Origin of the sequence: Kribbella sp. NPDC050124, from assembly GCF_044460355.1 — a bacterium.
Taxonomy (GTDB): domain Bacteria; phylum Actinomycetota; class Actinomycetes; order Propionibacteriales; family Kribbellaceae; genus Kribbella.
Map to the genome: position 1 here is coordinate 126,986 of NZ_JBITJU010000022.1, position 22,155 is coordinate 149,140.

Annotated in this window: 18 protein-coding genes; 8 read left to right on the top strand and 10 right to left on the bottom strand. The window is 69.6% G+C overall.

Annotated features, from left to right (window positions below; genetic code table 11):
• Window positions 1-101: 101 nt before the first annotated feature.
• Window positions 102-1,376 (top strand): hypothetical protein, encoded by a 1,275-nt coding sequence (locus tag ACIBL3_RS36230; RefSeq protein WP_396358400.1) that lies wholly within the window; start codon window positions 102-104, stop codon window positions 1,374-1,376.
• Here ACIBL3_RS36230 and ACIBL3_RS36235 read toward each other — a convergent pair.
• From ACIBL3_RS36235 to ACIBL3_RS36250, 4 genes are all read right to left on the bottom strand, one after another.
• Window positions 1,356-2,009 (bottom strand): DedA family protein, encoded by a 654-nt coding sequence (locus ACIBL3_RS36235; RefSeq protein WP_396358401.1) that lies wholly within the window; start codon window positions 2,007-2,009, stop codon window positions 1,356-1,358. The genes ACIBL3_RS36230 and ACIBL3_RS36235 overlap by 21 nt on opposite strands.
• Before the next feature lie 63 nt (window positions 2,010-2,072).
• Complete coding sequence (locus tag ACIBL3_RS36240; protein ID WP_396358402.1) at window positions 2,073-2,939, bottom strand: SPFH domain-containing protein; 867 nt, start codon at window positions 2,937-2,939, stop codon at window positions 2,073-2,075.
• Window positions 2,915-3,373, bottom strand: coding sequence for an NfeD family protein (locus ACIBL3_RS36245; protein WP_396358404.1), 459 nt, complete (start codon window positions 3,371-3,373; stop codon window positions 2,915-2,917). Before ACIBL3_RS36245 ends, ACIBL3_RS36240 begins: the two co-directional genes overlap by 25 nt.
• Before the next feature lie 74 nt (window positions 3,374-3,447).
• Window positions 3,448-4,014, bottom strand: coding sequence for an ArsR/SmtB family transcription factor (locus tag ACIBL3_RS36250; protein ID WP_396358405.1), 567 nt, complete (start codon window positions 4,012-4,014; stop codon window positions 3,448-3,450).
• A 58-nt stretch (window positions 4,015-4,072) separates the two neighbouring features.
• Here ACIBL3_RS36250 and ACIBL3_RS36255 point away from each other — a divergent pair, with 58 nt between their 5' ends.
• The 4 genes from ACIBL3_RS36255 to ACIBL3_RS36270 all read left to right on the top strand — a co-directional run bounded on the left by ACIBL3_RS36255 (window position 4,073) and on the right by ACIBL3_RS36270 (window position 10,424).
• Window positions 4,073-5,299: an MFS transporter gene (locus ACIBL3_RS36255; protein ID WP_396358407.1), complete on the top strand. Its 1,227-nt coding sequence runs from the start codon at window positions 4,073-4,075 to the stop codon at window positions 5,297-5,299.
• 9 nt (window positions 5,300-5,308) lie between these two features.
• Window positions 5,309-6,829 carry a lysine--tRNA ligase gene (lysS, locus tag ACIBL3_RS36260; protein ID WP_396358408.1) on the top strand — a complete coding sequence of 507 codons (1,521 nt, stop codon included), beginning with the start codon at window positions 5,309-5,311 and terminating at the stop codon, window positions 6,827-6,829.
• A 287-nt stretch (window positions 6,830-7,116) separates the two neighbouring features.
• Window positions 7,117-7,446, top strand: a complete 330-nt coding sequence (locus ACIBL3_RS36265) for an Lsr2 family protein (RefSeq protein WP_396358410.1) — start codon at window positions 7,117-7,119, stop codon at window positions 7,444-7,446.
• Between the two features lie 428 nt (window positions 7,447-7,874).
• Window positions 7,875-10,424, top strand: coding sequence for an ATP-dependent Clp protease ATP-binding subunit (locus ACIBL3_RS36270; protein ID WP_396358411.1), 2,550 nt, complete (start codon window positions 7,875-7,877; stop codon window positions 10,422-10,424).
• A gap of 57 nt (window positions 10,425-10,481) precedes the next feature.
• Here ACIBL3_RS36270 and ACIBL3_RS36275 read toward each other — a convergent pair whose 3' ends face one another.
• From ACIBL3_RS36275 to ACIBL3_RS36285, 3 genes are all read right to left on the bottom strand, one after another.
• Window positions 10,482-11,654, bottom strand: a complete 1,173-nt coding sequence (locus tag ACIBL3_RS36275) for a hypothetical protein (protein WP_396358413.1) — start codon at window positions 11,652-11,654, stop codon at window positions 10,482-10,484.
• 94 nt (window positions 11,655-11,748) lie between these two features.
• A complete protein-coding gene (locus ACIBL3_RS36280) occupies window positions 11,749-12,264 on the bottom strand; it encodes a hypothetical protein (RefSeq protein WP_396358414.1) in 516 nt (171 codons plus the stop codon).
• Window positions 12,261-14,969, bottom strand: a complete 2,709-nt coding sequence (locus tag ACIBL3_RS36285; RefSeq protein ID WP_396358415.1) for a hypothetical protein — start codon at window positions 14,967-14,969, stop codon at window positions 12,261-12,263. Before ACIBL3_RS36285 ends, ACIBL3_RS36280 begins: the two co-directional genes overlap by 4 nt.
• Before the next feature lie 214 nt (window positions 14,970-15,183).
• Between ACIBL3_RS36285 and ACIBL3_RS36290 the strand changes: the two genes are divergently transcribed.
• Window positions 15,184-17,166, top strand: a complete 1,983-nt coding sequence (locus tag ACIBL3_RS36290) for a kinetoplast-associated-like protein (RefSeq protein WP_396358416.1) — start codon at window positions 15,184-15,186, stop codon at window positions 17,164-17,166.
• Between the two features lie 72 nt (window positions 17,167-17,238).
• A complete protein-coding gene (locus ACIBL3_RS36295; RefSeq protein ID WP_396358417.1) occupies window positions 17,239-18,189 on the top strand; it encodes a DivIVA domain-containing protein in 951 nt (316 codons plus the stop codon).
• 94 nt (window positions 18,190-18,283) lie between these two features.
• On the opposite strand, the gene ACIBL3_RS36300 is transcribed toward ACIBL3_RS36295, so the two are convergent.
• Window positions 18,284-19,165, bottom strand: a complete 882-nt coding sequence (locus ACIBL3_RS36300; protein ID WP_396358418.1) for an A/G-specific adenine glycosylase — start codon at window positions 19,163-19,165, stop codon at window positions 18,284-18,286.
• A 167-nt stretch (window positions 19,166-19,332) separates the two neighbouring features.
• On the opposite strand from ACIBL3_RS36300, the gene ACIBL3_RS36305 reads away from it, so the two are divergent.
• Window positions 19,333-19,983: a hypothetical protein gene (locus tag ACIBL3_RS36305; protein ID WP_396358419.1), complete on the top strand. Its 651-nt coding sequence runs from the start codon at window positions 19,333-19,335 to the stop codon at window positions 19,981-19,983.
• Here the strand turns inward: ACIBL3_RS36305 and ACIBL3_RS36310 are convergent.
• Window positions 19,954-21,474, bottom strand: coding sequence for a DHA2 family efflux MFS transporter permease subunit (locus tag ACIBL3_RS36310; protein ID WP_396358420.1), 1,521 nt, complete (start codon window positions 21,472-21,474; stop codon window positions 19,954-19,956). The two genes, ACIBL3_RS36305 and ACIBL3_RS36310, sit on opposite strands and share 30 nt — an antisense overlap.
• Window positions 21,453-22,022 carry a PadR family transcriptional regulator gene (locus tag ACIBL3_RS36315; protein ID WP_396358421.1) on the bottom strand — a complete coding sequence of 190 codons (570 nt, stop codon included), beginning with the start codon at window positions 22,020-22,022 and terminating at the stop codon, window positions 21,453-21,455. Before ACIBL3_RS36315 ends, ACIBL3_RS36310 begins: the two co-directional genes overlap by 22 nt.
• Window positions 22,023-22,155: the final 133 nt, after the last annotated feature.

The following is a 22,155-nucleotide window of genomic DNA, read 5'->3' on the forward strand; positions in this document are numbered from 1 at the left end:
GCACGATGATCCGCATCGAACCCTCCCCTCCAGCACACCGAGGAACTCCGCCGAGCACCTGCTCGCGACGGCGTGGGGCGGGGAGACGCGCCCTCGCCGTGATGCTGCTGGTGCTTTTCGGCACCACGGCGTTGACTGCCTGTCAGTCGGACCCGATGCCGACCGATGTCGCGGTTGCCTGGGCCGGTGACGGCAAGACCGCGGTCCAGGTGAGCTGGAAGGACAGCAACGCGCCGAACCGGATCACGATCGAGGGTGTGCTCAGCAGCAGCCCGTCGTGGGTGAAGTACATCCCGGCCGGCGATCCGAACACCTTCGACATCCCGACCTCGGCCTTCCCGCCGGACGGCAACTACCGGGTGGCGGTGGCCACCGGGACGTCGCAGGGCGGTGTGACCAGCAAGCTCGCGCGCTCGGAGGTGTTCGACACCGACGGCCCGGTCGGCCCGGCGGGGGCCAGCGCGACCCCGATCGGCCGGGGTGTGCTGATGAAGTGGACGGTGCCCGCGGCGCCGCAGGACTTCACCCCGAACGACCCGCTGGACGTGAAGGGCCCGAAGACCCAGCGGTATGTGCCGATGGTCGGGCGGCCGGGCGAGATGATGCGGCCGATCGGTCCGGGGACGACCTCGACGCGGCAGCTGATCAAGAGCATCAAGCCGCCGTACCTGTTCCAGCTCAGCGCGCAGAACGAGTGGAGCACCCGGCTCGGCGGCGAGGTGCTCGGCCTGACCAGCTCGGTCAACGGAGCGGTGCCGGCGCTGGCGCAGTACAGCGTGCAGGTCCACGTCCGCGGTCGCGTCGTCCTGCAGGAGACTGTCTGCCCGGCCGAGAACCCATGCGTCCAGCGCCGGGCCACACCGGCGGGTGTGCCCGTGGTCGTGCTGACGCAGGTCACTCCGGGCGCCCGCTGGACCCCCGCGGCCCGCGGCTCGACGACCGCCGGCGGGCACTACGACATCCCGATGGTCAACGGGCCGAGCCGGCCCTACAAGATCACCGTGCCGGGCTACAGCCGCGCCGGCGTGCTGACGGCGCCGTCGACCGACCGGCCGGTGTACACCAAGAGCGTGGTCCGAGTGGCGACGGCCGGCTTCGTCGGCGGCCCGGCGAAACGCCGCGGCGACAACGTGCTGGTCTACACGACGGTCACGCCGGCGATGAACACGACCGTGGTCCTGCAGGCCTGGAACCGGCAGACCCGCCGGTGGGTGAACCTGAAGGCGGTGGCGATGCGCAAGGGCCAGGCCTCGCTGCTGTTCAAGGCGTCTCAGGCGGGCTCGTTCTCGTACCGGTTCGTGATCCCCGGAGCGATGATGTTCGGCCGGCCGATGGGCGGGACCATCACGCCGCCGCTACCCCTGTACGTCCGCTGACTCCGGCTCGAGCTCGAGCTCGGGCGCCGGCTGCCGGCGGCGGATCTTGTAGTAGGTGTACGCCGCGACACCGGCCAGCACCAGCACGACCAGCGCCCAGATCGAGAGCTGGCCGAAGATCTTGTCCGCGTTGTCGCCGATGTTGTACGCGACGATCCCGATCGTGGTCGCCCAGGCGATCCCGCCGCCGGCGTTCGCGGCCAGGAACTGCGGGTAGGGCATCCGCAGCATGCCGGCCATCGGACCGGCGAAGATCCGCAGCAGCGCGACGAAGCGGCCGAAGAAGACGGTCCAGACGCCGTACCGCTGGAAGTACTTCTCGGCGCGGACCATCCGGTCGGAGGAGAAGTGGTGGAACCGCCGGCCCAGCCGCTCGAACAGGCCGCGGCCGGCCTTGCGGCCGATGTAGTAGCCGATCGAGTCGCCGATGATCGCCCCGGCGGCGGCCGCGGCGATCACGAACTCCAGCCGCAGGTGCCCCTGCGAGGCCAGCAGCGCCGCCGCGATCAGCGTGGTCTCACCCGGTAACGGCACCCCCATGCTCTCGACCCCGATGACCAGCCCGACGACCAGATAGGCAACGATCGCCATCCCACCCGCCGGGACGGCGATCGCCAGCGCGAGTTCCCCCATGTCTCCATGGTGGCACCCGCGAACAACCCATTTAGGTGCTCAGGGCACTAATCGGGGGAAATCTCAGGGTTCTTGCTTGCCGTTGCTGACCTCCGGCGTCGTGCCGTTGAACGCCTTGGTCACGTTCTGCAGGGCCGCGGTGACCTCGGACGGGATCACCCAGAAGGTGTTGCCGGGACCCTTGGCGAGCTCGGGCAGCATCTGCAGGTACTGGTAGGCGAGCAGCTTCGGGTCCGGGTCGTTGCGGTGGATCGCCTCGAACACGGTGTCGATCGCCTTCGCCTGGCCCTCGGCCCGCAGGATCGCCGCCTGCCGGTCGCCTTCCGCGGTCAGGATCCGGGCCTGCCGCTGGCCCTCGGCGGCCAGGATCGCGGCCCGCTTCTCCCGCTCGGCCCGCATCTGCTTCTCCATCGACTCCTTGATCGACGGCGGCGGCTCGATGCCCTTCAGCTCGACCCGGTTCACCCGGATCCCCCACTTGCCGGACGCCTCGTCCAGCACCCCGCGCAGGGTGGAGTTGATGTGCTCGCGCGAGGTCAGCACCTTCTCCAGGTCCAGGCTGCCGATCACGTTCCGCAGCGTGGTCACGGTCAGCTGCTCGATCGCCTGGATGTAGTTGGCGATCTCGTACGCCGCCGCCCGCGGGTCGGTGACCTGGAAGTACAGCACCGTGTCGATGTGGACGACCAGGTTGTCCTCGGTGATCACCGAGCGCGGCTCGAACGAGACCACCTGCTCGCGCAGGTCGATCAAATGCCGGGGCCGGTCGATGAACGGGATGACGATGTTCAGGCCGGGCTCGAGGGTGCGCAGGTACCGGCCGAGGCGCTCGACGTTGCTGGCTCGCGCCTGCGGCACGATCCGGATCGTCCGGAGTACCAGTACGACGGCGAGCAACGCGACGATCAGCCCGACGATGAGTTCGGCCATGGATCCTCCCGGGGATGGACGAGGGCGGTGGCACCCTCGATGGCGAAGACGTCCACCGTGGTGCCCTCGGGAATGACGACATCAGGGTCGTAGGACCGCGCGCTCCACTCCTCGCCGCCGATCCGGACCCGGCCCGGCTCCCGGCCGACCTCGCTCAGCACCACGGCTTCGCGCCCGACCAGCGCGGCCACCCCGGACCGCAGCTGGGGGTACGACATCAGGTGCCGGCGAGCCACCGGCCGGACCAGCGTGATCATCGCGGCGGCGGTGACGGCGAAGGCGAGCAGCTGCAACCCGATCCCGAGCCCCAGGCCGGCCACCCCGGCCGCGGCCAGCGCGGCGACGGCGAGCAGGAGCAGATCGAGGGTCGCCGTCATCAACTCGGCCGTGCCGAGGACGGCGGCGAGGATCAACCACAGGAACCAGGACTGCATGGCGACCACCCGGCGGCGGAAATGTACTTCTCTTTCGAAGGTACCTCCCGATCCGCAGATGTGTAGCTAACGGTTCAGGTATCTTGTGGCGGCTTTCCCATCGGCACGACGGCCAGCAACGTGCTGAGCTGGCGGGCGCCGGCCGGGTGCGTGGTCGCCGTACGGCCCTTCTTGTAGCGGTCGACCAGGTCGCTCAGCTCCTGGCCGAACCGCCTGGCCTCCTCGTGGGTGAGCCACAGCCGGGACCGCCGCAGCGAGCTGACGTCGTCCCAGGGGTCGTCGCCGGCCATCTCCTCGAACTGCTCGATCAGCCGGTCCACCGCCGACCGCACGATCGTCTGGCTGGCCACCCGGCCGGCTTCGGTCGACTGCGACTCGATCGACAGGCTGCCGGCCGCGGCCCGCCACGGCCGCTCCCGGCCGTCGGCCGACTCCTCGGCCCGCTCGACGATGCCCCACCGCTCCAGCGCGCGCAGGTGGTAGCTCATCGCGGACGGCGTCAGCCCGGCCAGCTCCGCGCACTCGGTCGCGGTCATCACCCGGCCGTTGAAGAGCTCGTCGATGACCCGCTGCCGGGCCGGGTGCGCCAGGGCGCGGATCGCCCGCGGGTCGGAGATCACCACGCGCTTCTTCTTGGCCACGGCGTCAGCGTAGCGAATCCCTTGACGGCCGGATATATGAAGCATTAACTTCACAGTTGTGAAGCAACCACTTCAGACTTCGATCTGGTCGTACCCCGACATCCGGCTGGTGCTGCCGGCTCGCGCGCTCTCCTACGCGGGCGACTCGGTCGCCCTCATCGCCCTGATGCTGCGGGTTTCCGAGTACGGCGGCCCGGGGGTGATGACCGCGTTGCTGCTGGCGTTCGCCGTACCGACGGTCGTGATGATCCCGTTCGCCGGGCGGATCGTGGACAGCTACGACTCCCGCACGGTCCTGGTCGCGGCCTCCTCGCTCCAGGCGGTCGCCGGGGTCGGGCTGGCCTTCAGTCACGGCCTGGCCGAGACCCTCGCGCTGGTCTGTGTCCTGCAGTTGGGTACGGCGGTCGCCGGGCCGGCCTGGGGCGCGCTGATCCCGCGGATCGTCGGCGAGGAGCTCGTCGGCCGCACGACCGGGACGAGCCAGGCCCTGATCGGGGTCGCGACGCTGGCGGGGTCAGCGGTGGGCGGCGTACTCGTGGCGTGGTCCGGCGATCGGGGCGCCCTGCTGGTGGACGCCATGACCTTCCTGGTGCTGGCAGTGGTCGCTCGTCTGGTCTCGACACGTCGCCGGCCCGAGCGGGGCGCCGTACCCGAGTCCGGTGCCCTGTCGGCCGGTCTCCGCAGCATCTTCGGGGACTCACTGCTGCGGATCCTGGTGCCGTGCCTGTGGGTGTTCATCCTCGCGGGCGAGGCAGTCAACGTGGTCGAGGTCTTCCTGGTGACCGACGAGCTGGAGCTGGACGCGGCCGGCTACGGCTGGGTGGTGGCTGTGCAGGGCGCCGGGGCGATCGCAGGTGCCTGGCTCACCGGACGGCTGGTCAGCACGGCGGCCAGATCCCGGGCGGTGCTGGGCGGAATGGCTGCCATCGGGCTCGGCTGCGCGCTGATGGGTTTGGCCGCCGGAGTGGTCACGCTGCTGATCGGATCGGTCACTGTCGGCTTCGGCAGCGGTGTGCTCAACGCTGCTGTCAGCACGCTCATGGTGACTCGCTCCGCGGAGCGAGTCCGGGGCCGTGTGGTCGCGGCGCTCAACGGGACGGTCCGGGCCTGCAGCCTGTTCGCGCTGCTGCTGGGCGGCTTCTTGGGCGCTTTGCTCGGCACCCGGATGACCTTCGTGGTCTGTGGCGCCGCGTGCGCGGTCACTGCGGTGCTGGCCGCCGTACTGGTGCTGCGTGTCAAGTCCCCGGAAACAATCGATTCGGCTGAAAAGGTGCTCACTCACTAGCCTTGAGCCATGACTGACGCACACGTGAACCCGGCGAACCCCGACAGCGGGCAGGACGACCTGCCCGAGCAGATGCGGGTCCGCCGGGAGAAGCGTGACCGCCTGCTGGCGGAGGGAGTGTCGCCGTACCCGATCTCGGTGCCGCGCACGCACCTGCTGAAGGACCTCCGGGCCAAGTACGACGCCCAGGAGCTGGAGCCGGACACCCGGACCGGGGAGCAGGTGTCCGTGGCCGGCCGGGTGATCTTCCTGCGCAACACCGGCAAGCTCTGCTTCGTCCGGCTCCGCGAGGGCGACGGGACCGAGCTCCAGGTGATGCTGTCGCTGGCCGACCTCGGCGAGGAGGAGCTGGCCCGGTTCAAGGCGCTGGTCGACATCGGCGACCTGCTCGCCGTCCAGGGTGAGGTGATCACCAGCCGGCGCGGCGAGCTGTCCGTGCAGGCGACCGGCTGGCAGATGGCCGCCAAGACGCTGCGCCCGCTCCCGAACGAGCACAAGCCGCTGAACGAGGAGGCCCGGGTCCGGCTCCGGTACGTCGACCTGATCGTCCGCGCCGAGGCCCGCGAGATGGTCCGGGCCAAGGCCGCCGTGCTGAAGTCGCTGCGGCAGACCTTCGACTCGCACGAGTTCCTCGAGGTCGAGACGCCGGTGCTGCAGCTGACCAACGGCGGCGCCGCGGCGCGGCCGTTCAGCACCCACCTGAACGCCTTCGACCAGGAGATGAAGCTCCGGATCGCGCTCGAGCTGGACCTGAAGCGGGCGATGATCGGCGGGGTCGACCGGGTCTTCGAGATCGGCCGCACGTTCCGCAACGAGGGCCTGGACTCGACGCACGCCGCGGAATTCTCGATGATCGAGGCCTATCAGGCGTACGGCGATTACGACTCGATGGCCGAACTCATCCAGGAGCTGATCCGGAACGCGGGTCGCGCGATCGGCCGGACCACGATCACTGCGCGCGACGGCTCGACCATCGATCTGGAGCAGCCGTTCCGGCGCGCGACGCTTTTCGGGCTGGTCTCCGAAGCGGTCGGCGAGACGGTCGAAGCGAGCACCGACGTGGCCACGCTGACCAAGCTGGCCGAGCAGCACGACGTCGAGCTGCAGCCGGGCTTGAATGCCGGTGAGATCGCCGTGGACTTGTTCGAGAAGCTGGTCGAGCACACGCTGATCGAGCCGACGTTTGTGTGCGACTATCCGGAGTCGGCCCGGCCGCTGGCGAAGCCACACCGGGAAATTCCGGGGCTGGTCGAGGCCTGGGACCTGATCGTCAACGGGGTCGAGCTCGGGGTGGCCTACTCCGAGCTGAACGACCCGGTGATCCAGCGGGAACGCCTGGTGGCACAGTCATTGCTGGCCGCCGCCGGCGACCCCGAGGCGATGGAGCTGGACGAGGACTTCCTCCGGGCGATGGAGTTCGGGATGCCGCCGGCCGGCGGGATGGGGATGGGCCTGGACCGGCTGGTGATGCTGTTCACCGGGGCCGGTATCCGGGAGACCATTCTGTTCCCGTTGCTGCGTCCGGAGTGATTCCACGATTCGGTCGCAGGATCGTTGCATAGCACAACGGACTGTCACTTTGAATCCTGGGGTGGATTTATTCTGGTCCAGCCGGTTTCGGACCCTGTGAATACTCAAGGTCACCACGGCTGCACAGCGTCGCTCGACCCCTCGAGATCCGGACGGTTTAGTCACATCTTTCCCGCATATTGTGGGAGGTGAATGACACGCACCCGGTTTGTGCGGTACAAATCAGGAGCATACAAAACGGCAGGGGGATTGCGGCCCGGTGACGGGCGCGGAAAGGACTGTCATCGATGGCGCAAAGGGTGCAGGTAGTTCTCGAGGACGATCTCGACGGCGGTAAGGCCGACGAGACCGTGACCTTTGGGCTCGACGGGACGACGTATGAGATCGACCTGTCCAAGAAGAACGCCGCCAAACTGCGTGACGCCCTCTCCGGCTACGTCGGCTCGGCCCGCCGGGTGTCCGGCCGCCGCGGCGGCGCGGGCCGGGGGCGCGGCCGTGGCCGGTCGGCGTCGGACTCCGCCGACATCCGGGCCTGGGCCAAGGAGAACGGCTACGACGTGAGCGAGCGGGGCCGGATCTCCGCCGAGGTGCGCGCGGCGTACAACGAAGCCAAGTAATTCCGCTCGGACTGCCGGTCCCGGCCCCGTCAGGGTGCCGGACGCGAGAGGCGGGGTGGTGTCCGCAGAAAGCGCGGACCCACCTCGCCTCCTCTGTGTCATGAGGAGCTTCGCTCCGTGGGACCGTCCGCATTCCGGTTGTTTCACAGTGTGGACAGTCCGGTGTGTGCGACTCGGCCGTGGGTGACTGACTCGGCAGGCAGCTCGAGGAATTCGCTGGTGGCGAACATGCTCGCCGATCCGGGCCGGGCGGGAACACCCTGGAGGTCTGTGCGGTTGTTCCCTTGTGATGCCTCCCCGACTGCCGGTCGAGCCGTGAGCATTTGTTCGCCGAGAGCGAGCCTGTCGGCACCGGGGACTAGCATGCATGTACGGGGGTCGGCCTACACGGCACGTCCGACTCCTCTGAGGCAAGGAGCGCTTTGGCGATGTTTGAACGATTTACGGACCGCGCCCGTCGGGTAGTCGTCCTGGCACAGGAAGAGGCCAGGATGCTCAGCCACAACTACATCGGGACCGAGCACATCCTGCTCGGCCTGATCCACGAGGGTGAGGGTGTCGCCGCCAAGGCTCTCGAGAGCCTGGGTATCTCGCTCGAGGCCGTCCGCTCCCAGGTCGAGGAGATCATCGGCCAGGGGCAGCAGGCACCGAGCGGGCACATCCCGTTCACCCCACGCGCCAAGAAGGTGCTGGAGCTCTCCCTGCGCGAGGCCCTGCAGTTGGGCCACAACTACATCGGCACCGAGCACATCCTGCTCGGCCTCATCCGCGAGGGTGAGGGTGTCGCCGCGCAGGTCCTGGTCAAGCTCGGCGCGGACCTGAACAAGGTCCGGCAGCAGGTCATCCAGCTGCTGAGCGGGTACCAGGGCAAGGAGACGGCGTCGGCCGGTGCCGGGGCCACCGAAGGTGCTCCCAGCAGCTCCCTGGTGCTCGACCAGTTCGGCCGGAACTACACCCAGTCCGCCCGCGAATCGAAGCTCGACCCGGTGATCGGGCGCGAGACCGAGATCGAGCGGGTCATGCAGGTGCTGTCCCGGCGTACCAAGAACAACCCTGTCCTGATCGGTGAGCCGGGCGTCGGCAAGACGGCGATCGTGGAGGGTCTGGCCCAGCAGATCGTCCGCGGTGACGTCCCGGAGACGCTGAAGGACAAGCAGATCTACTCCCTCGACCTGGGCGCCCTGGTGGCCGGCTCGCGCTACCGCGGTGACTTCGAGGAACGTCTGAAGAAGGTGCTCAAGGAGATCCGCACCCGCGGTGACATCGTGCTGTTCATCGACGAGATCCACACCCTCGTCGGGGCCGGCGCGGCCGAGGGCGCGATCGACGCCGCGAGCATCCTGAAGCCGATGCTGGCCCGCGGTGAGCTGCAGACCATCGGCGCGACCACCCTCGACGAGTACCGCAAGTACGTCGAGAAGGATGCCGCGCTGGAGCGCCGGTTCCAGCCGATCCAGGTGGCCGAGCCCTCGATCGCGCACACGATCGAGATCCTCAAGGGCCTCCGCGACCGGTACGAGGCGCATCACCGGGTCACGATCACCGACCCGGCCCTGGTGCAGGCCGCGCAGCTGGCCGACCGCTACATCTCCGACCGGTTCCTGCCGGACAAGGCGATCGACCTGATCGACGAGGCCGGCGCCCGGTTGCGGATCCGCCGGATGACGGCTCCGCCGGACCTGCGCGAGTTCGACGAGAAGATCGCGAACGTGCGCCGGGAGAAGGAGTCGGCGATCGACGCGCAGGACTTCGAGCGCGCCGCCAGCCTGCGTGACGACGAGAAGAAGCTGATCAACGCCAAGTCGGAGCGTGAGAAGCAGTGGAAGGCCGGCGACATGGACGTCGTCGCCGAGGTGGACGAGGAGCTGATCGCCGAGGTGCTGAGCACCGCCACCGGCATCCCCGTCTTCAAGCTGACCGAGGAGGAGTCGTCCCGGCTGCTCGACATGGAGAAGGAGCTGGCCAAGCGGTACATCGGCCAGGAGGACGCGGTCAAGGCGCTGTCCCGCTCGATCCGGCGCACCCGCGCCGGTCTGAAGGACCCGCGCCGCCCGAGCGGCTCGTTCATCTTCGCCGGCCCGTCCGGCGTCGGTAAGACCGAGCTGTCGAAGGCGCTGACCGAGTTCCTGTTCGGCGACGAGAGCGCGCTGATCAGCCTCGACATGTCGGAGTACTCCGAGAAGCACACCGCGTCCCGGCTGTTCGGTTCGCCGCCTGGTTACGTCGGCTACGAAGAGGGTGGCCAGCTGACCGAGAAGGTGCGCCGCAAGCCGTTCAGCGTGGTGCTGTTCGACGAGGTCGAGAAGGCCCACGCGGACATCTTCAACTCGCTGCTGCAGATCCTGGACGAGGGTCGTCTGACCGACGCCCAGGGCCGCGTGGTCGACTTCAAGAACACCGTGATCATCATGACCACGAACCTGGGCACCAAGGACATCGCCAAGGCGGTGACCCTGGGCTTCTCCCAGGCCAGCGACGTCGGCGGCTCGTACGAGAAGATGAAGGGGAAGGTCACCGAGGAGCTCAAGCAGCACTTCCGGCCGGAGTTCCTGAACCGCGTCGACGAGATCGTGGTCTTCCACCAGCACGGCATGGAGGAGATCGTCAAGATCGTCGACCTGATGGTCGCGCAGATCGAGGAGCGGCTGAAGGACAAGGACATGGGCATCGAGCTCACTCCGGCGGCGAAGAAGCTGGCCGCCGAGCGTGGCTTCGACCCGATCCTGGGTGCCCGCCCGCTGCGCCGCGCACTGCAGCGCGACGTGGAGGACGTGCTGGCCGAGAAGATCCTGTTCGGGGAGCTGCGGCCCGGCCAGATCGTCGTGGTCGACGTCGCACCCGAGGGCACGGTAAGCGAGGACGGCGTACCGGAGTACTTCACCTTCACCGGCAACCAGAAGTCCACCACGCCCGACCTGGAGCTGACCGACCTGACGGCCGGCGGCGCCTCCGGTTCCACGGGCCTGCAGGACACGTAACCCGCACCAACCCACAGAAGGCCCCCGCGCGACCGCGCGGGGGCCTTCTGGCGTTCGTCAGCCTTGGTGGCAGGTCGAGCAGGGGGTGCGGCGGCGGTAGTGGTAGGCGGCCGTGGCGACGGCCAGCGAGGCACCCCAGAGTGGGAACGGGAGGATGAGCAGGTAGAGCACGTTCTCGGCCGTCGAGGCGTCCGGGGTCCAGAGCAGGCCGATCAGCGAGGCGCTGGCGACCAGCAGCAAGGTGGCCGCCACCGCGCCCGGGACGACCGCCGCCTTGGGCGGCACCGGCCGGCCGGCGACGATCGGGATCCACCGCGGCCAGACCTCGCCCCACGGCCGGATCAGCCCGAGCGTGACGATCCCGGACGTCAGCGCGATCAGCCCGAGTCCCAGGCCGAACAGCTTGATCCCGGGCTCGGCGTTCAGCTCGTCGGCGTCGAAACCGATCGGGTTCGGCAGCAGCCAGGTCATCCGCAGCAGCGCGTACGGCATCGGGCAGAGCACCGCCACGATCGTCGCCCAGAACCCCCACCGCCGAGCCGCCTCAGGTCGTGTCCAGCTCGCGCCCGGCCGTCCACACCGCAGGCACCGACCCCGCGCACCCCGCAGCCCGCGCACGCCGAGCACGGCCCAGCCGCACCCCAGCAGGAAGGCGCCGGACACGAACAGCGGCGTGGTCCCGACCTTCGCCGGTACGCCGGCCACTCCCGCGCCCAGCTCGCGGAAGGCGGACCAGTCGAACAGCCCGGTGGTCAGCTCCACCATGACCACGGCCGCCGCCACCCCGAGAAGCAGCGGACGCGTCGCCGGCTGCTTCCACGCCCCGACGATCAACCAGACGATCCCCGCCGGCAGGCCGAGCAGCACGAGCAGGTACCCGGCCAGAATCACGACGGTGACACTCGGCGCCAGCAGCCCGAACACCACCACCTGCACCGCCGTGAAGACCAGCAGCGGCCGGTACGCCGACGCACTCCACTCGGTCCGAGCATGCGCGACCGCCGCCGGAATCCCGAGCACACCCAGTACGGCGATCAGCCCCGCGCCGACCTGGTCCGGCAAGTACGCCAGCAACGACAGCCGGTCATCCTCCGGAGGCACCGGCCCGAACGCGTACCCGCCGGCCTCCAGCAACCAGGCCACACCGGCGACCCCGTAGGCCAACGACAACACCGCCACCAGGACCGGGAGCACATTCTCGGTCCGGTCCCGCGTCTCCACCACACTCATCGCTTCCTCCAGCCGTCAGTGCACTCACTGTCCGGCCGGAGCGCCCGCAGCCGCCTCAGCCGCGAGAGGGTTCGCGCTCCCTCCCGCGGGTGAATCAGCGCGTCCGGCGCAGTCGGCTGATCGCCTCGGACACCGCCGCCTGGGCGGGCTGATCAGGATTGTTGTGCTGGGCAACCAGGTCGGCAGTGGCGGCGAGCAGCCACAGCAGCGAGGTGGTGAGGGTGAACGCGGGACCTGGTCCGGGCCAGCTGTCGGTCAGCGTGTCGAGGGTGGCTGCCTGCCAGGCCGTGGCGAGACCGACGATCGCGATGACGGCGGTGATGGCGGTGGCGGTCTGGGGCCAGATGCCTGGCTTCAGAGCCATCGCAACAGCTGACGTGACGAGGCCGGCGAGGCAGGTGAAGGCGAGGGTGGGCTGGACTTCGATGCCCAGCTGCCAGACCGAGAGCCCGTAGCGCCTGCTGTAGGTCCAGGGCAGGAACAGCGTCACGCCGGTGGCGATCGCGGCGAGCAGAGTCGCCCGAGCGAACCAGCGATGCTCGGACCGGGCCAACTCGGCTTCGGCCGCATCGAGCCGACGCGGAAGCTCCTCGTCAGGGAAGTCGCTCACCGGGCCGCCTCCAGGCGAATGAGGTCGTTGCCCAGTTGGAAGTAGAGCGCCTGGCCGATCACAGTCACCTGGTCCGCGGCCTGCGGCACACCCTGTCGAGGTCCTGCGACCACGGTGACCCGTTCTGGCGCGTCCACGCGCACCAGGTGGCATCCGTCGTACCCCCAGAGCTTGCCGTCCGGGCCGGTGAACCACGTGCCGTCCGCGGTCAACTGTGTGGCTGGTACGCCGGTCGCCGTGATCGGCCAGCCGGATGTCGACCCGCCGAGCAGGACGGTCGGCCGGCTGTCGACCAGGACGAGCTGTTCGCCCAGGACCATCGCTACCTCGCCGGATGCGAGCTGCACCAACCCGTTCGGACGGAGCTCTCCCTTGACCTGCACCCGACGCACCGCGTCGCCGGGTCCGTAGCGGTTGTAGAGACTCCCGCCGATCGCAGACACCACGCGATCCCCGGCGGCTGCGGCGTACTCGCCCTTCTGGCTGCCCGGCACCGGCTGCGGATCCCGCACCACGGTCGTGCGACCACGCACCAGGTGTACGGCGCTCTCCATAGAGCGCCGGTCGACAACAGTCCACCAGACGCCGCCCTGTCCGTCAGGAGCGAACGAGCGGGCCGCCAGTGGCACTCGCACTCGCACCAGGCGTCCAGTGGCGTCCAGCGCCAGCTGAGTACTCACACCGGCAGCACCCACCACCGGCACAGTCGGCACCGTGGTGGCCTTGAACGTGGTCGTGCCGTCCGCCGGCTTCCGGCGGTCGCAGCGCGGGTCCGGCGGCGGTGCGGCCGGGTACGAGGCGGCAGCGCCGGCCGCATCAGGGATCTCCAACACCTGGTCGCCGCCACCCGGGGACGTCCCCAGCAGGACTGACCCGTCCGGTCGAGCCTCGATGCTGTCCACCCCCTCGGCTCCACCCGGCAGCTTCCGCAGTACGCCGTCCAGCGTGATCACCGAGGTTGGAGCACCGCCACCCAGCCACAGGTTGCCTCGTACGTCGACAGCGAAGGCGTCGACCGTCATGGACGAGCTGGCGGTGTCACTGCTCAGCACACAACCGGCCGGCGCCACTCCGGTGAGCTGCTGCGGCACACCGCCCGGCCGGACCATCGCCAACCCGGTCTCGCTTGTCCGCCAGGCCGTCGTACCGTCCGGGCCGCTGGAGACTGCGTTGCCTGATGCGCCTGGTCCGGGGTCGACCACGAAGTCCGCGAGGCGGATGCCCTTGCGTAGTTGGTTCGCTGGGAACTGCCAGGTGGTCGTGGATCCCCACACGACGATCGATCGGTCGGCGTTGCGGTGGCTGAGTGCAGGGCCGACGCCGGTGGCGAGGGCGTCCACGCCGGGCGTCACGTAGTAGCTGCCGTCCTTGTTCTTGTGGCTCAGGCTGATGTCCGCGGTCGCCAGGTCGAGGGGCACCGAGAGGATCGCCCACGGCTGACCACGTGCCCCACCAGCGAGGACGACCAGGTGGTTGTCGGCCACGCCCCAGAGCGCGGGCGGCGTGGGGCCGTGGTTCAGCGTGACCTGGGGGAGCGCGACGTCATCGTCGTACGCGAAGACGGTCGAGCTCTCCGAACCAGTCCGACCCAGCAGCCACTGGCCCGGCGAACCGTCGAGGGTCCAGGCCAGCGAGTCCAGCGGGTCCGACGTACCGATGGAGACGCGCATGCCGAGGCGGTCGACCAGTTGGCCGCCGTGCAGATCCAGCGAGCGGTGGGGGACTCCGGCAACGGCTGAGGGCTGGTACGGCGCTTCAGTCGCCGACGGCACCAGTACACCGACCAGGACGCCGACCGCGGCCGCGCCAGCGAGCACAGGTAGCCGACGTGCACGCAGCAGCGCCGCCGCGCAGAGGCACAACCCCAAGCCGAGCGCGATCCAGGCACCGACAGCGGTGCGGTAGCCGACACCGTTCGGCAGCGACGGCGGCTGCCACAGCAGCTGCGTGAGCAGACCCACGACTACCACTGACCCGGTGCCGACGGCGGCTGCTCGTCGTACCAGTCCGGTGGACACCAGCGTTGCCACTGCCAGCCCGCAGACGATGAAGGCCCAGGGGCGGGCGGATGGGATCTCCCAGAGTTGAGAGCGGGCTAGACCGGCTTCGGCCGCGGTCGGCCCGAGGGCGACCGGGTCCACTAATTCGCGCCAGGGGAGCACGGTCGAGATCAGCAGGAGTACGGCGAGGGCGCCGGTGGCGAAGGGGAACAGTTGGAAGCGAAGAGACGTCCACGAGTCGACCTGATCGCCCAGCCGGACGAAGACTGCCCGCAATTCGGACTGGTTGAGCGGCTCAGCTGAGGCGGGCTCGGAGCTGTCGTCGGGCACTGTCCAGGGGGCCCTCGAACGGGTCGCCCAGTGCGCGGCGACGGCTGTGGCGAGCGTTCCGCAGACGATCGTGCCGATCACAGCCGGTGAGGTCGAACAGCTCGGCCGGCTCTGGGCGGCGAATCCGGTCCAGGCCGTCACGGTGACCAGTCCGATGGCCGCCGTACCGATGGAACGGACCTGCCTGCGGAGCCGGAATCTGTCGGCAGACAAGCGATCCACGAGCACCAGCAGCACAATGGCGACCGGCAGTGCGAGGGCCGCGCCACGGCCGCTGACCGGCTGGGTGGAGGGCCGCCAGAGGTAACAGCCTGTGCCTGCCGGGCCCGGAACGAGGACCGCGAACGCCACCCCGGCGGCAAGACACGCCAGCATGACACCGTGCGGTCCGGAACGTCGTATGGTCCTGCGATGGGTGATCACTTCGGTACGCAGAAGCGCCGCCGCGGCCTTCGATTCGGTGGGAAGATCGCGCAGCGGCATGAAAAAGAAGTTACCTGGCACCCAGGTACCGCGTTGTAACGCTGTGACCACGCTGATGGGACCCGGACTGTCGGAAAGGGGGCCGGGGATGGAATCATCTCGTCGCATGGACGCGCCGCGTCTGCCGCTGACCCAGGAACCGGTCGCCGACACCGGTTCCTTTGGCGTGCGGCAAGCCGGCGGCGTGCTGGAGCGCGCCCAGCGGATCGCCGACACGCTGCGGGAACAGGCGGAGTACGAGAACGACCTCGCTCACGAGGAGGCGGACCGGGTCCGCGCCGAGAGCGAGCGGCTGAAGGCGGAGGCCGAGGCGGCGGCGCGGAAGATGCGCGCCGACGCGACATCCGCCGCGCAACGACTGCTCAACGACGCCGAGCGCGCCGCCGAGCAGCTGCGCACCGAGGCCGAGACCGAAGCCGAGCAGGTCCGCACCGAGGCCGAGGCGACGGCCGAGCGACTCCGCTCCGAGTCGACCGCCGAAGCCGACCGGGTACGGCGTGATGCTGCCGCCGCAGCCGAGAAGCTGCAGCGCGAGTCGACCGCCGAGGCTGAGCGGGTCCGTTCCGAGGCGAGCGCGATCGCCGACCGCCTGCAGGCCGAGTCGGAGTCCGCGGCCGAGCAGCTCCGGGCCGCGGTCGCGGAGGAGGTGTCGAGGCGTCGGGCGGAATCCGAGGCCGCGGCGGAGAAGCTGCGGGACGAGACCCAAACGGCCGCCGACCGGCTGCGGGCCGAGTCGCACGCCGCGGCCGACCGGCGGATCGCGGCCGCCGAGGCCGAGGCAATCCGGCTGAAGGAAGAGTCCGAGGAGCTGCTCGAGGAAGCCCGGATGGCCCGGGAGTCCGCGCAGCACACCGTCGACCGGGCCGGTCGCGAGGCTCAGCAGTTGGTCAAGGACGCCGGCGAGCAGGCGGCGCTGGTCTCGCAGGCCGCGGTGCGCAACGAGGCCGACCTGATCGCCCGGGCCGAGACCGAGGCCAGTGAGCTGCGGGCCGCGGTGGAGCGCGAGGTCGAGGTGGCCCGGGAGAAGGCCCGCGTCGAGATCGGCGAGGCGCACGCCGAGATCGAGCGGCTGCGCGGCGAGAACCGGGCCGAGCTGGAGCGCCGCACCGCCGAGCTGGAGGAGACCGAGCGGGCCAAGCTGGCCGCCATCTCGCTCGAGATCGACAAGCTGCGGGCCGAGGCGGTCGCCGAGATCGCCGAGCGCAAGGCCGAGACCGAGACCGGCAACGAGCGGCTGATGGCCGATGCCCGGGCCCAGGCCAAACTGGTTGTCGACAGCATCGAAGCGGACCGCCGTACGGCGACCGCCGAAGCGCACCGGATCGTCGAGGACGCGAACCGGGCCGCCGAAGCCGCGCTCGCGGAGGCCGAGAAGCAGACCATCTGGAGCAAAAGGACGGTCGACGACCTGATCGGTGCGGCCGAGTCGGAAGCACATTCGATCCGGCAGCAGGCCGCCGCCGAAGCAGCCGAGCTGATGCGGCAGAAGCGGGCCCACCTGCGCCGGGTCGTCGGCCGGACGACCAGCCGGCTGAAGCTCACCAAGGACGCGATCGCCCGGGAGAACGCCGAGCTGACCACGCTCGCCGAGACCACGTTGACGACTGCGACCGAGCAGGCCGAGTCGACGCTGGCCGCGGCGAAGCAGGAAGCCGAGAAGGTGACTGCTCAGGCGCAGACCCGGGCCGGCCGGCTGACGACCTCGGCGCAGACCGAGGCCCGCGAGATCGTCGAGCGGGCGCGCCGCCGCGAGGCGGAGGCCGAGGCCAGCACCCAGGTGCTGCGCGAGCGCGCCGCCAACGACCTGGCCGACGCCCAGCGGCAGTCGCACGAGCTGATCCGCAAGTCCCGCGCCGAGGCCCAGCAGATCGAGGCGCAGGCCCGCGAGCACGCCGAGGACATGCGTGCCCAGTCCCGAAAACTTCTCGCCGACGCCGAGGCGAGGGTCGCGGCGCTGAACCAGCGCCGTGATGAGATCACCAAGGAGCTCACTCAGCTTTCGGGTGTGATCGAGGCACTCGCTGTACCGGGCTTCCTGTCAGGTGATGGAATGTCCCGCAGTGAGGGTTCCACGGGGGAATCAGGATGAGGACGTGACAGTCAGATCCTTGTCAGTGACAATGTGTGATCCACCCACCCACCGAAGTGAGCATCAGAAGACATGAGCAGTGAAAGCCCAACCCCGTTCCGCACCGTTCTGCGTGGCTACGAGCCTGCCCAGGTGGACCAGCACATCCGTGAGCTGACCACCTCGCTGACCGCACTGCAGCAGCAGTCCGAGCAGCTGCAGCGCCACGTCCAGGAGCTGCAGACCCGGACGGACGCCGCGGAGTCGGCCGTCATCTCCGCCCAGGAGGAGAACAAGGACCGCACCCCCACCTTCACCGAGTTCGGCGAGCGGGTCGCCAAGATCCTGTCGCTGGCCGACGACGAGGCCCGTGACCTGGTCACCCGGGCCCGCACCGACGCCGAGGCGATCGTCGCCGACGCCGAGGCGCACGCCAAGAAGGTCCGCAAGGAGGCCGAGCAGTACTCCCTGGACTGGAAGAGCGAGGTCGACGCCGAGGCCGCCCGCATCCTGGAGGAGGCGCGCACCCAGGCCGACGACATGCGCGACGAGGCCGAGCGGGACGCCACCGCCCGGCGCAGCGAGGCTCAGGCGCTGTACGAGCAGGAGCGAGCCAAGTCCGCCCAGGCCGCGGCCGCCTTCGAGACCACCCTGGCCGAGCGCCGGGGCAAGGTCGAGCAGGAGTTCGCCGCCCGGACCGCGCTGGCCGAGCAGCAGCTGGCCGCCGTCACCGACCGCGCCGCCCAGGTGCAGCGCGAGGCCGACCGCTCCCGCTCCGAGGCGGAGCGGCTGGCGCAGCAGCAGCTGGCCGACGCGAACCGGCAGGCTCAGGAGATCGTCGCCGCCGCGAAGGACAAGGCGGAGCGGATCCGGGCCGAGTCCGAGCGTGAGCTCGCCGCCGCGACCCAGCGTCGCGACAGCATCAACGCGCAGCTGACCAACGTCCGCCAGATGCTGGCGACGCTGTCCGGCAGCCCGGCGATGCCGCTCGACCTGCTGGCCGACGACGACCAACAAGCCACCACGGGCAGCAAGAAGAACTGAAGCACCAGATCCGGCCCGATCCCTGGCTCGGCCGTCTCTGAGCACCACCACGCACCGCCGACGTGCGCCTTCCGGGCGCACGTCAGCGGTGCGTTCACCTTGGCAAGCGGTAGCGGGCGCGGGGGAGTGGCTCGACCAGACCGTCGGCTACTAGACCGTCCAGGGCGCGTTCGCGTTGGGGCTGGTCCGGCCAGCAGGCGTCCAGGGTCTTCTTGGGTACGGCGTCCGTCGCGGCACGTAGTACGGCGAGCAGTCGGCCACGGACCTGTCGGTCGGTGCCTTCATACGTCTGCCCCCGCCGAGGCGGTCCGTCGTACGGCGGACTGCCGGCCAGCACCCATGCACACCGCGCACGGATCGGGCAGGCGCCGCACCTCGGCGTACGCGCGGTGCAGACCAGTGCCCCCAACTCCATCGACGCGACTGCCCAGCGCGCCGCGGTCGCCTCTTCAGCGGGCAATGCGCTCGCCGCAAGCCGCTGGTCAGCCGCAGTGGGGGAGATCGTCGGCTGCGCGACTCCAGTGAGAGCTCTCGCGAGCACCCGACGCACGTTGGTGTCCACGACCGCGTGCCGCTGTCCGAACGCAAACGACGCGATCGCGGCCGCCGTGTAGGTCCCCACCCCGGGCAGGGCGAGCAGTGCGTCGTGGTCGTCCGGTACTTCGCCACCGTGCCGCTCCACAATCGCCTGAGCGGCCGCATGCAGCCGCAAGGCACGCCTGGGGTACCCCAGCCGGTCCCAAGCCCGCACAGCCTCACCTGGCGGCTCTGCAGCCAGGTCCACCGGCTTCGGCCACCGCTCCAGCCAGCTCTGGTACGCCGGTAGCACCCGGCTGACCGGTGTCTGCTGCAGCATGAATTCGCTCACCATCACCGCCCACGCGCCGGCCCCCGGCTCGCGCCAGGGCAGCACCCGGGCGTTGGCGTCGTACCACCGCAGCACGGGCTCGTGCAAGGCGGCAGCTACAGCGGTCATGGGGCCTCCCGGCCTGGACTGAGGAGCGGAGGGAGCGAAGCGACTGGAGGGACGAGGGAAGGCCGGGAGTTCCAGCCCCATGACCCGCCGTGCCGGAGGCACGGCATGTGCACAGCGAGCGGCGAGCCTGACTGGTCCAGCACACAGCCGATCCTAAGATGCAGGCCATGAGCAGCCTGCTCCGTCCGGTCGGGCACCTGCCCGCCAGCGTGTACTGGTTCCGCCGGGGACTGGTGCTTGCTGTCCTGGCGCTGCTGCTCTTCCTGGTCCTCAGGCTGTTCGGAGGCGGTGGCGAGGAGCCACAGAACACGGCCGCGTCCGGCCCGCAGCAGGACCCGGCGACCGCCCCCGTGGTGACACCGTCCAGCACACCGGTCACGAAGAACACCGAGCAACCGGCCAAGACCACTACCGGTACGACGCCGCCGCGGGACACCAAGTGCGACGGCTCCGAAGTACGGATCGAGGCGGTGCCGGCGAACCGGAAGATCGTGTCCGGCTCCGTGCTGAACTTCGTGGTCCGCCTCCAGGCCGTCTCGGACGAGTGCAAGGCGTCGATCGACTCCGGTGCGCTGACCGTGACCGTTACCTCGGGCAACGACCTGATCTGGACCACGACGCACTGTGGACAAGTGATCCAGCGCACGACGCTGGTGGTTGCTGAGGGCAAACAGTCGGCCGTCACGGTGCCGTGGAACGGCCGTCGGTCCGGGCCTGGCTGTCTGCCTGGCCAGCCGGTCGCCAAGCCCGGAACCTATGTCGTCAAGGCCGTCTTCGACGACCGCGAGTCAGCTGCGCAGGCCTTCCAGGTCATCTGATTCGGTGGCCGGCGCCTGCTGCAGATGAGTCGGCTTGGCGAACATCAGTGCTGCTACCAGCCCGATCAGCAGCACCACGGCGGGCAGGATCAATGACTGCGCCATCGAGTCGCTGAAGCCCTGATGCATCATCTCCGGCAACGTGCCACCGGCCGCCATGCCCTCGCCGGCTGGTGCACCGCCAGGAGCCGCAGGAAGGTTGTGCGCCAGCCGCGACTCCATCAGTACGGCGATGCCAGCACTACCGAGGACGGCGCCGACCTGCCGGGTCGTGTTGTAGACGCCCGCGCCCGCTCCGGCCTGATGCAGGGGCAGGTTCCTGGTCGCCGTACTGCCGATCGGGGCCCACATGAAGCCGTTGGCCACGCCGAGCAGGGCGATCGGGAGCAGCAGTTGCCAGATCGGCACGTCGGGTTCGATGACCTGGCTGAGCCAGAACAGCGCGACCGAGCAGCACAGCAGTCCGAAGCTCGCCAGGTACCGCGGGTGCGCTCGGTCGGTGAGCTTGCCGACGAACGGCGACAGGGCGCCGGTGATGACGGCCATCGGGACCAGCAGCAGCGCGGACTTGGTCGGGCTCAGGCCGCGCACCGACTGCGCGTAGAGCATCAGCGGGAACGTCATCGCGGTGATCGCGAAGCCGACCGTGGTGATCGCGGTGTTCGCCAGCGAGAAGTTCCGGTCCTTGAACAGGCCGAGTGGCAGCAACGGCTCGCCGCGGTTGCGGGACTGCCAGATCACGAACGCCGCGAGCACCACCAGGCCGGCGATGATCAGCGACCAGACCGAGATCGGGCCCTTGATCGTGCCCCAGTCGTACTTCTGACCCTCCTGGATGCCGAACACCAGGAAGAACAGGCCGATCGAGCTCAGCGCGACGCCGATCAGGTCGAACTTGTGCGCGTGCGTCGGCAGGTCCGGCACCAGCCGCAGCGCCAGCACGAAGGCGATCACGCCGACCGGCGCATTCAGGAAGAAGATCCACTCCCAGCCGAGCCCGTCGACCAGCACGCCGCCGAGGATCGGGCCGACCAGGGTCGCCACTCCGGCGGTCGCGCCCCACAGGCTCATCGCGCGACCGCGCTGGTCCGGCGGGAAGATCCGGGTGATCACCGCCATCGTCTGCGGCGTCATCATCGAGGCGCCGAGACCCTGGAAGACCCGGGCCACGATCAGCATCTCGACCGACGTCGTCAGACCGCACCACACCGACGCGGCGGTGAACAGCGCCAGGCCGGTCAGGTAGACCTTCTTCGGTCCGATCCGGTCACCGAGTCGCCCGGTCACCAGCAGCGGTACGGCGTACGCCAGCAGGTAGGCACTGGTCACCCAGATCACGTTGCCGACGTCGGTCCGCAGCTCGGTCATGATCGCCGGGGTCGCGACCGACACGATGGTCGAGTCGACCAGGATCATGAAGAAGCCGATCACCAGCGCCCAGAGCGCCGGCCACGGCCGCACCTCCGGCCTCACGTGTTGCGGGGTACCCATGGCAAGTCCTTGCTCTCGATCCGTTCGATGGTGGTGGCCAGCCAGTCGCGCTCGGCGGCGAGCTGCGCCTGGAGGTAGGCGCCGCCCAACCAGTACGGCTCGCGCACCCCTTCGGCGCGGGCGGTCGCGATCGCCTCGTCCAGCTCGGCCAGCCAGTTGTCCAGGTCGGCGACCCGCCGGCGGAACCGCAGCAGCGCGTCCTCGACGTCGAGGTTGTGCGCTTCACTCAGTACCACCGGGAACAGCGGATATTCGTAGACGTACTTCTCCAGCCCGGTCTCGACCCGGCGTCTCAGCGCCTCGTCGCCGTCCGGGGTGATCTCGTACGTCGTTCGTTCGGGGCGGTTGCCGGCTCGTTCGGTGCCGGTCGCGCGGACGTAGCTCTGGCCGGCCAGCCGCTCGACCGTGTGGTAGAGCGAGCCCGGTCTGACCTTCACGATCCGGTCGTTCTGCCGGGCGATCAGCAGTTGGTACATCTCGTAGGCGTGCATCGGCCGCTCGTTGAGCAGCGCCAGCACCGAGATCGCCAGTGGGGTCAGCTCGGCCATGATCCTCCGTCTGGATTGTTCCGTGCGAAATGTTCCACTTGGAGTATTACTCGCGCCGGCCCCGGAACACAAGTCACCCCCGGCTCGGCGCTGCGAACCGGGGGTGCGAGGTGTTGGTGGAGGCCGGGCCAGG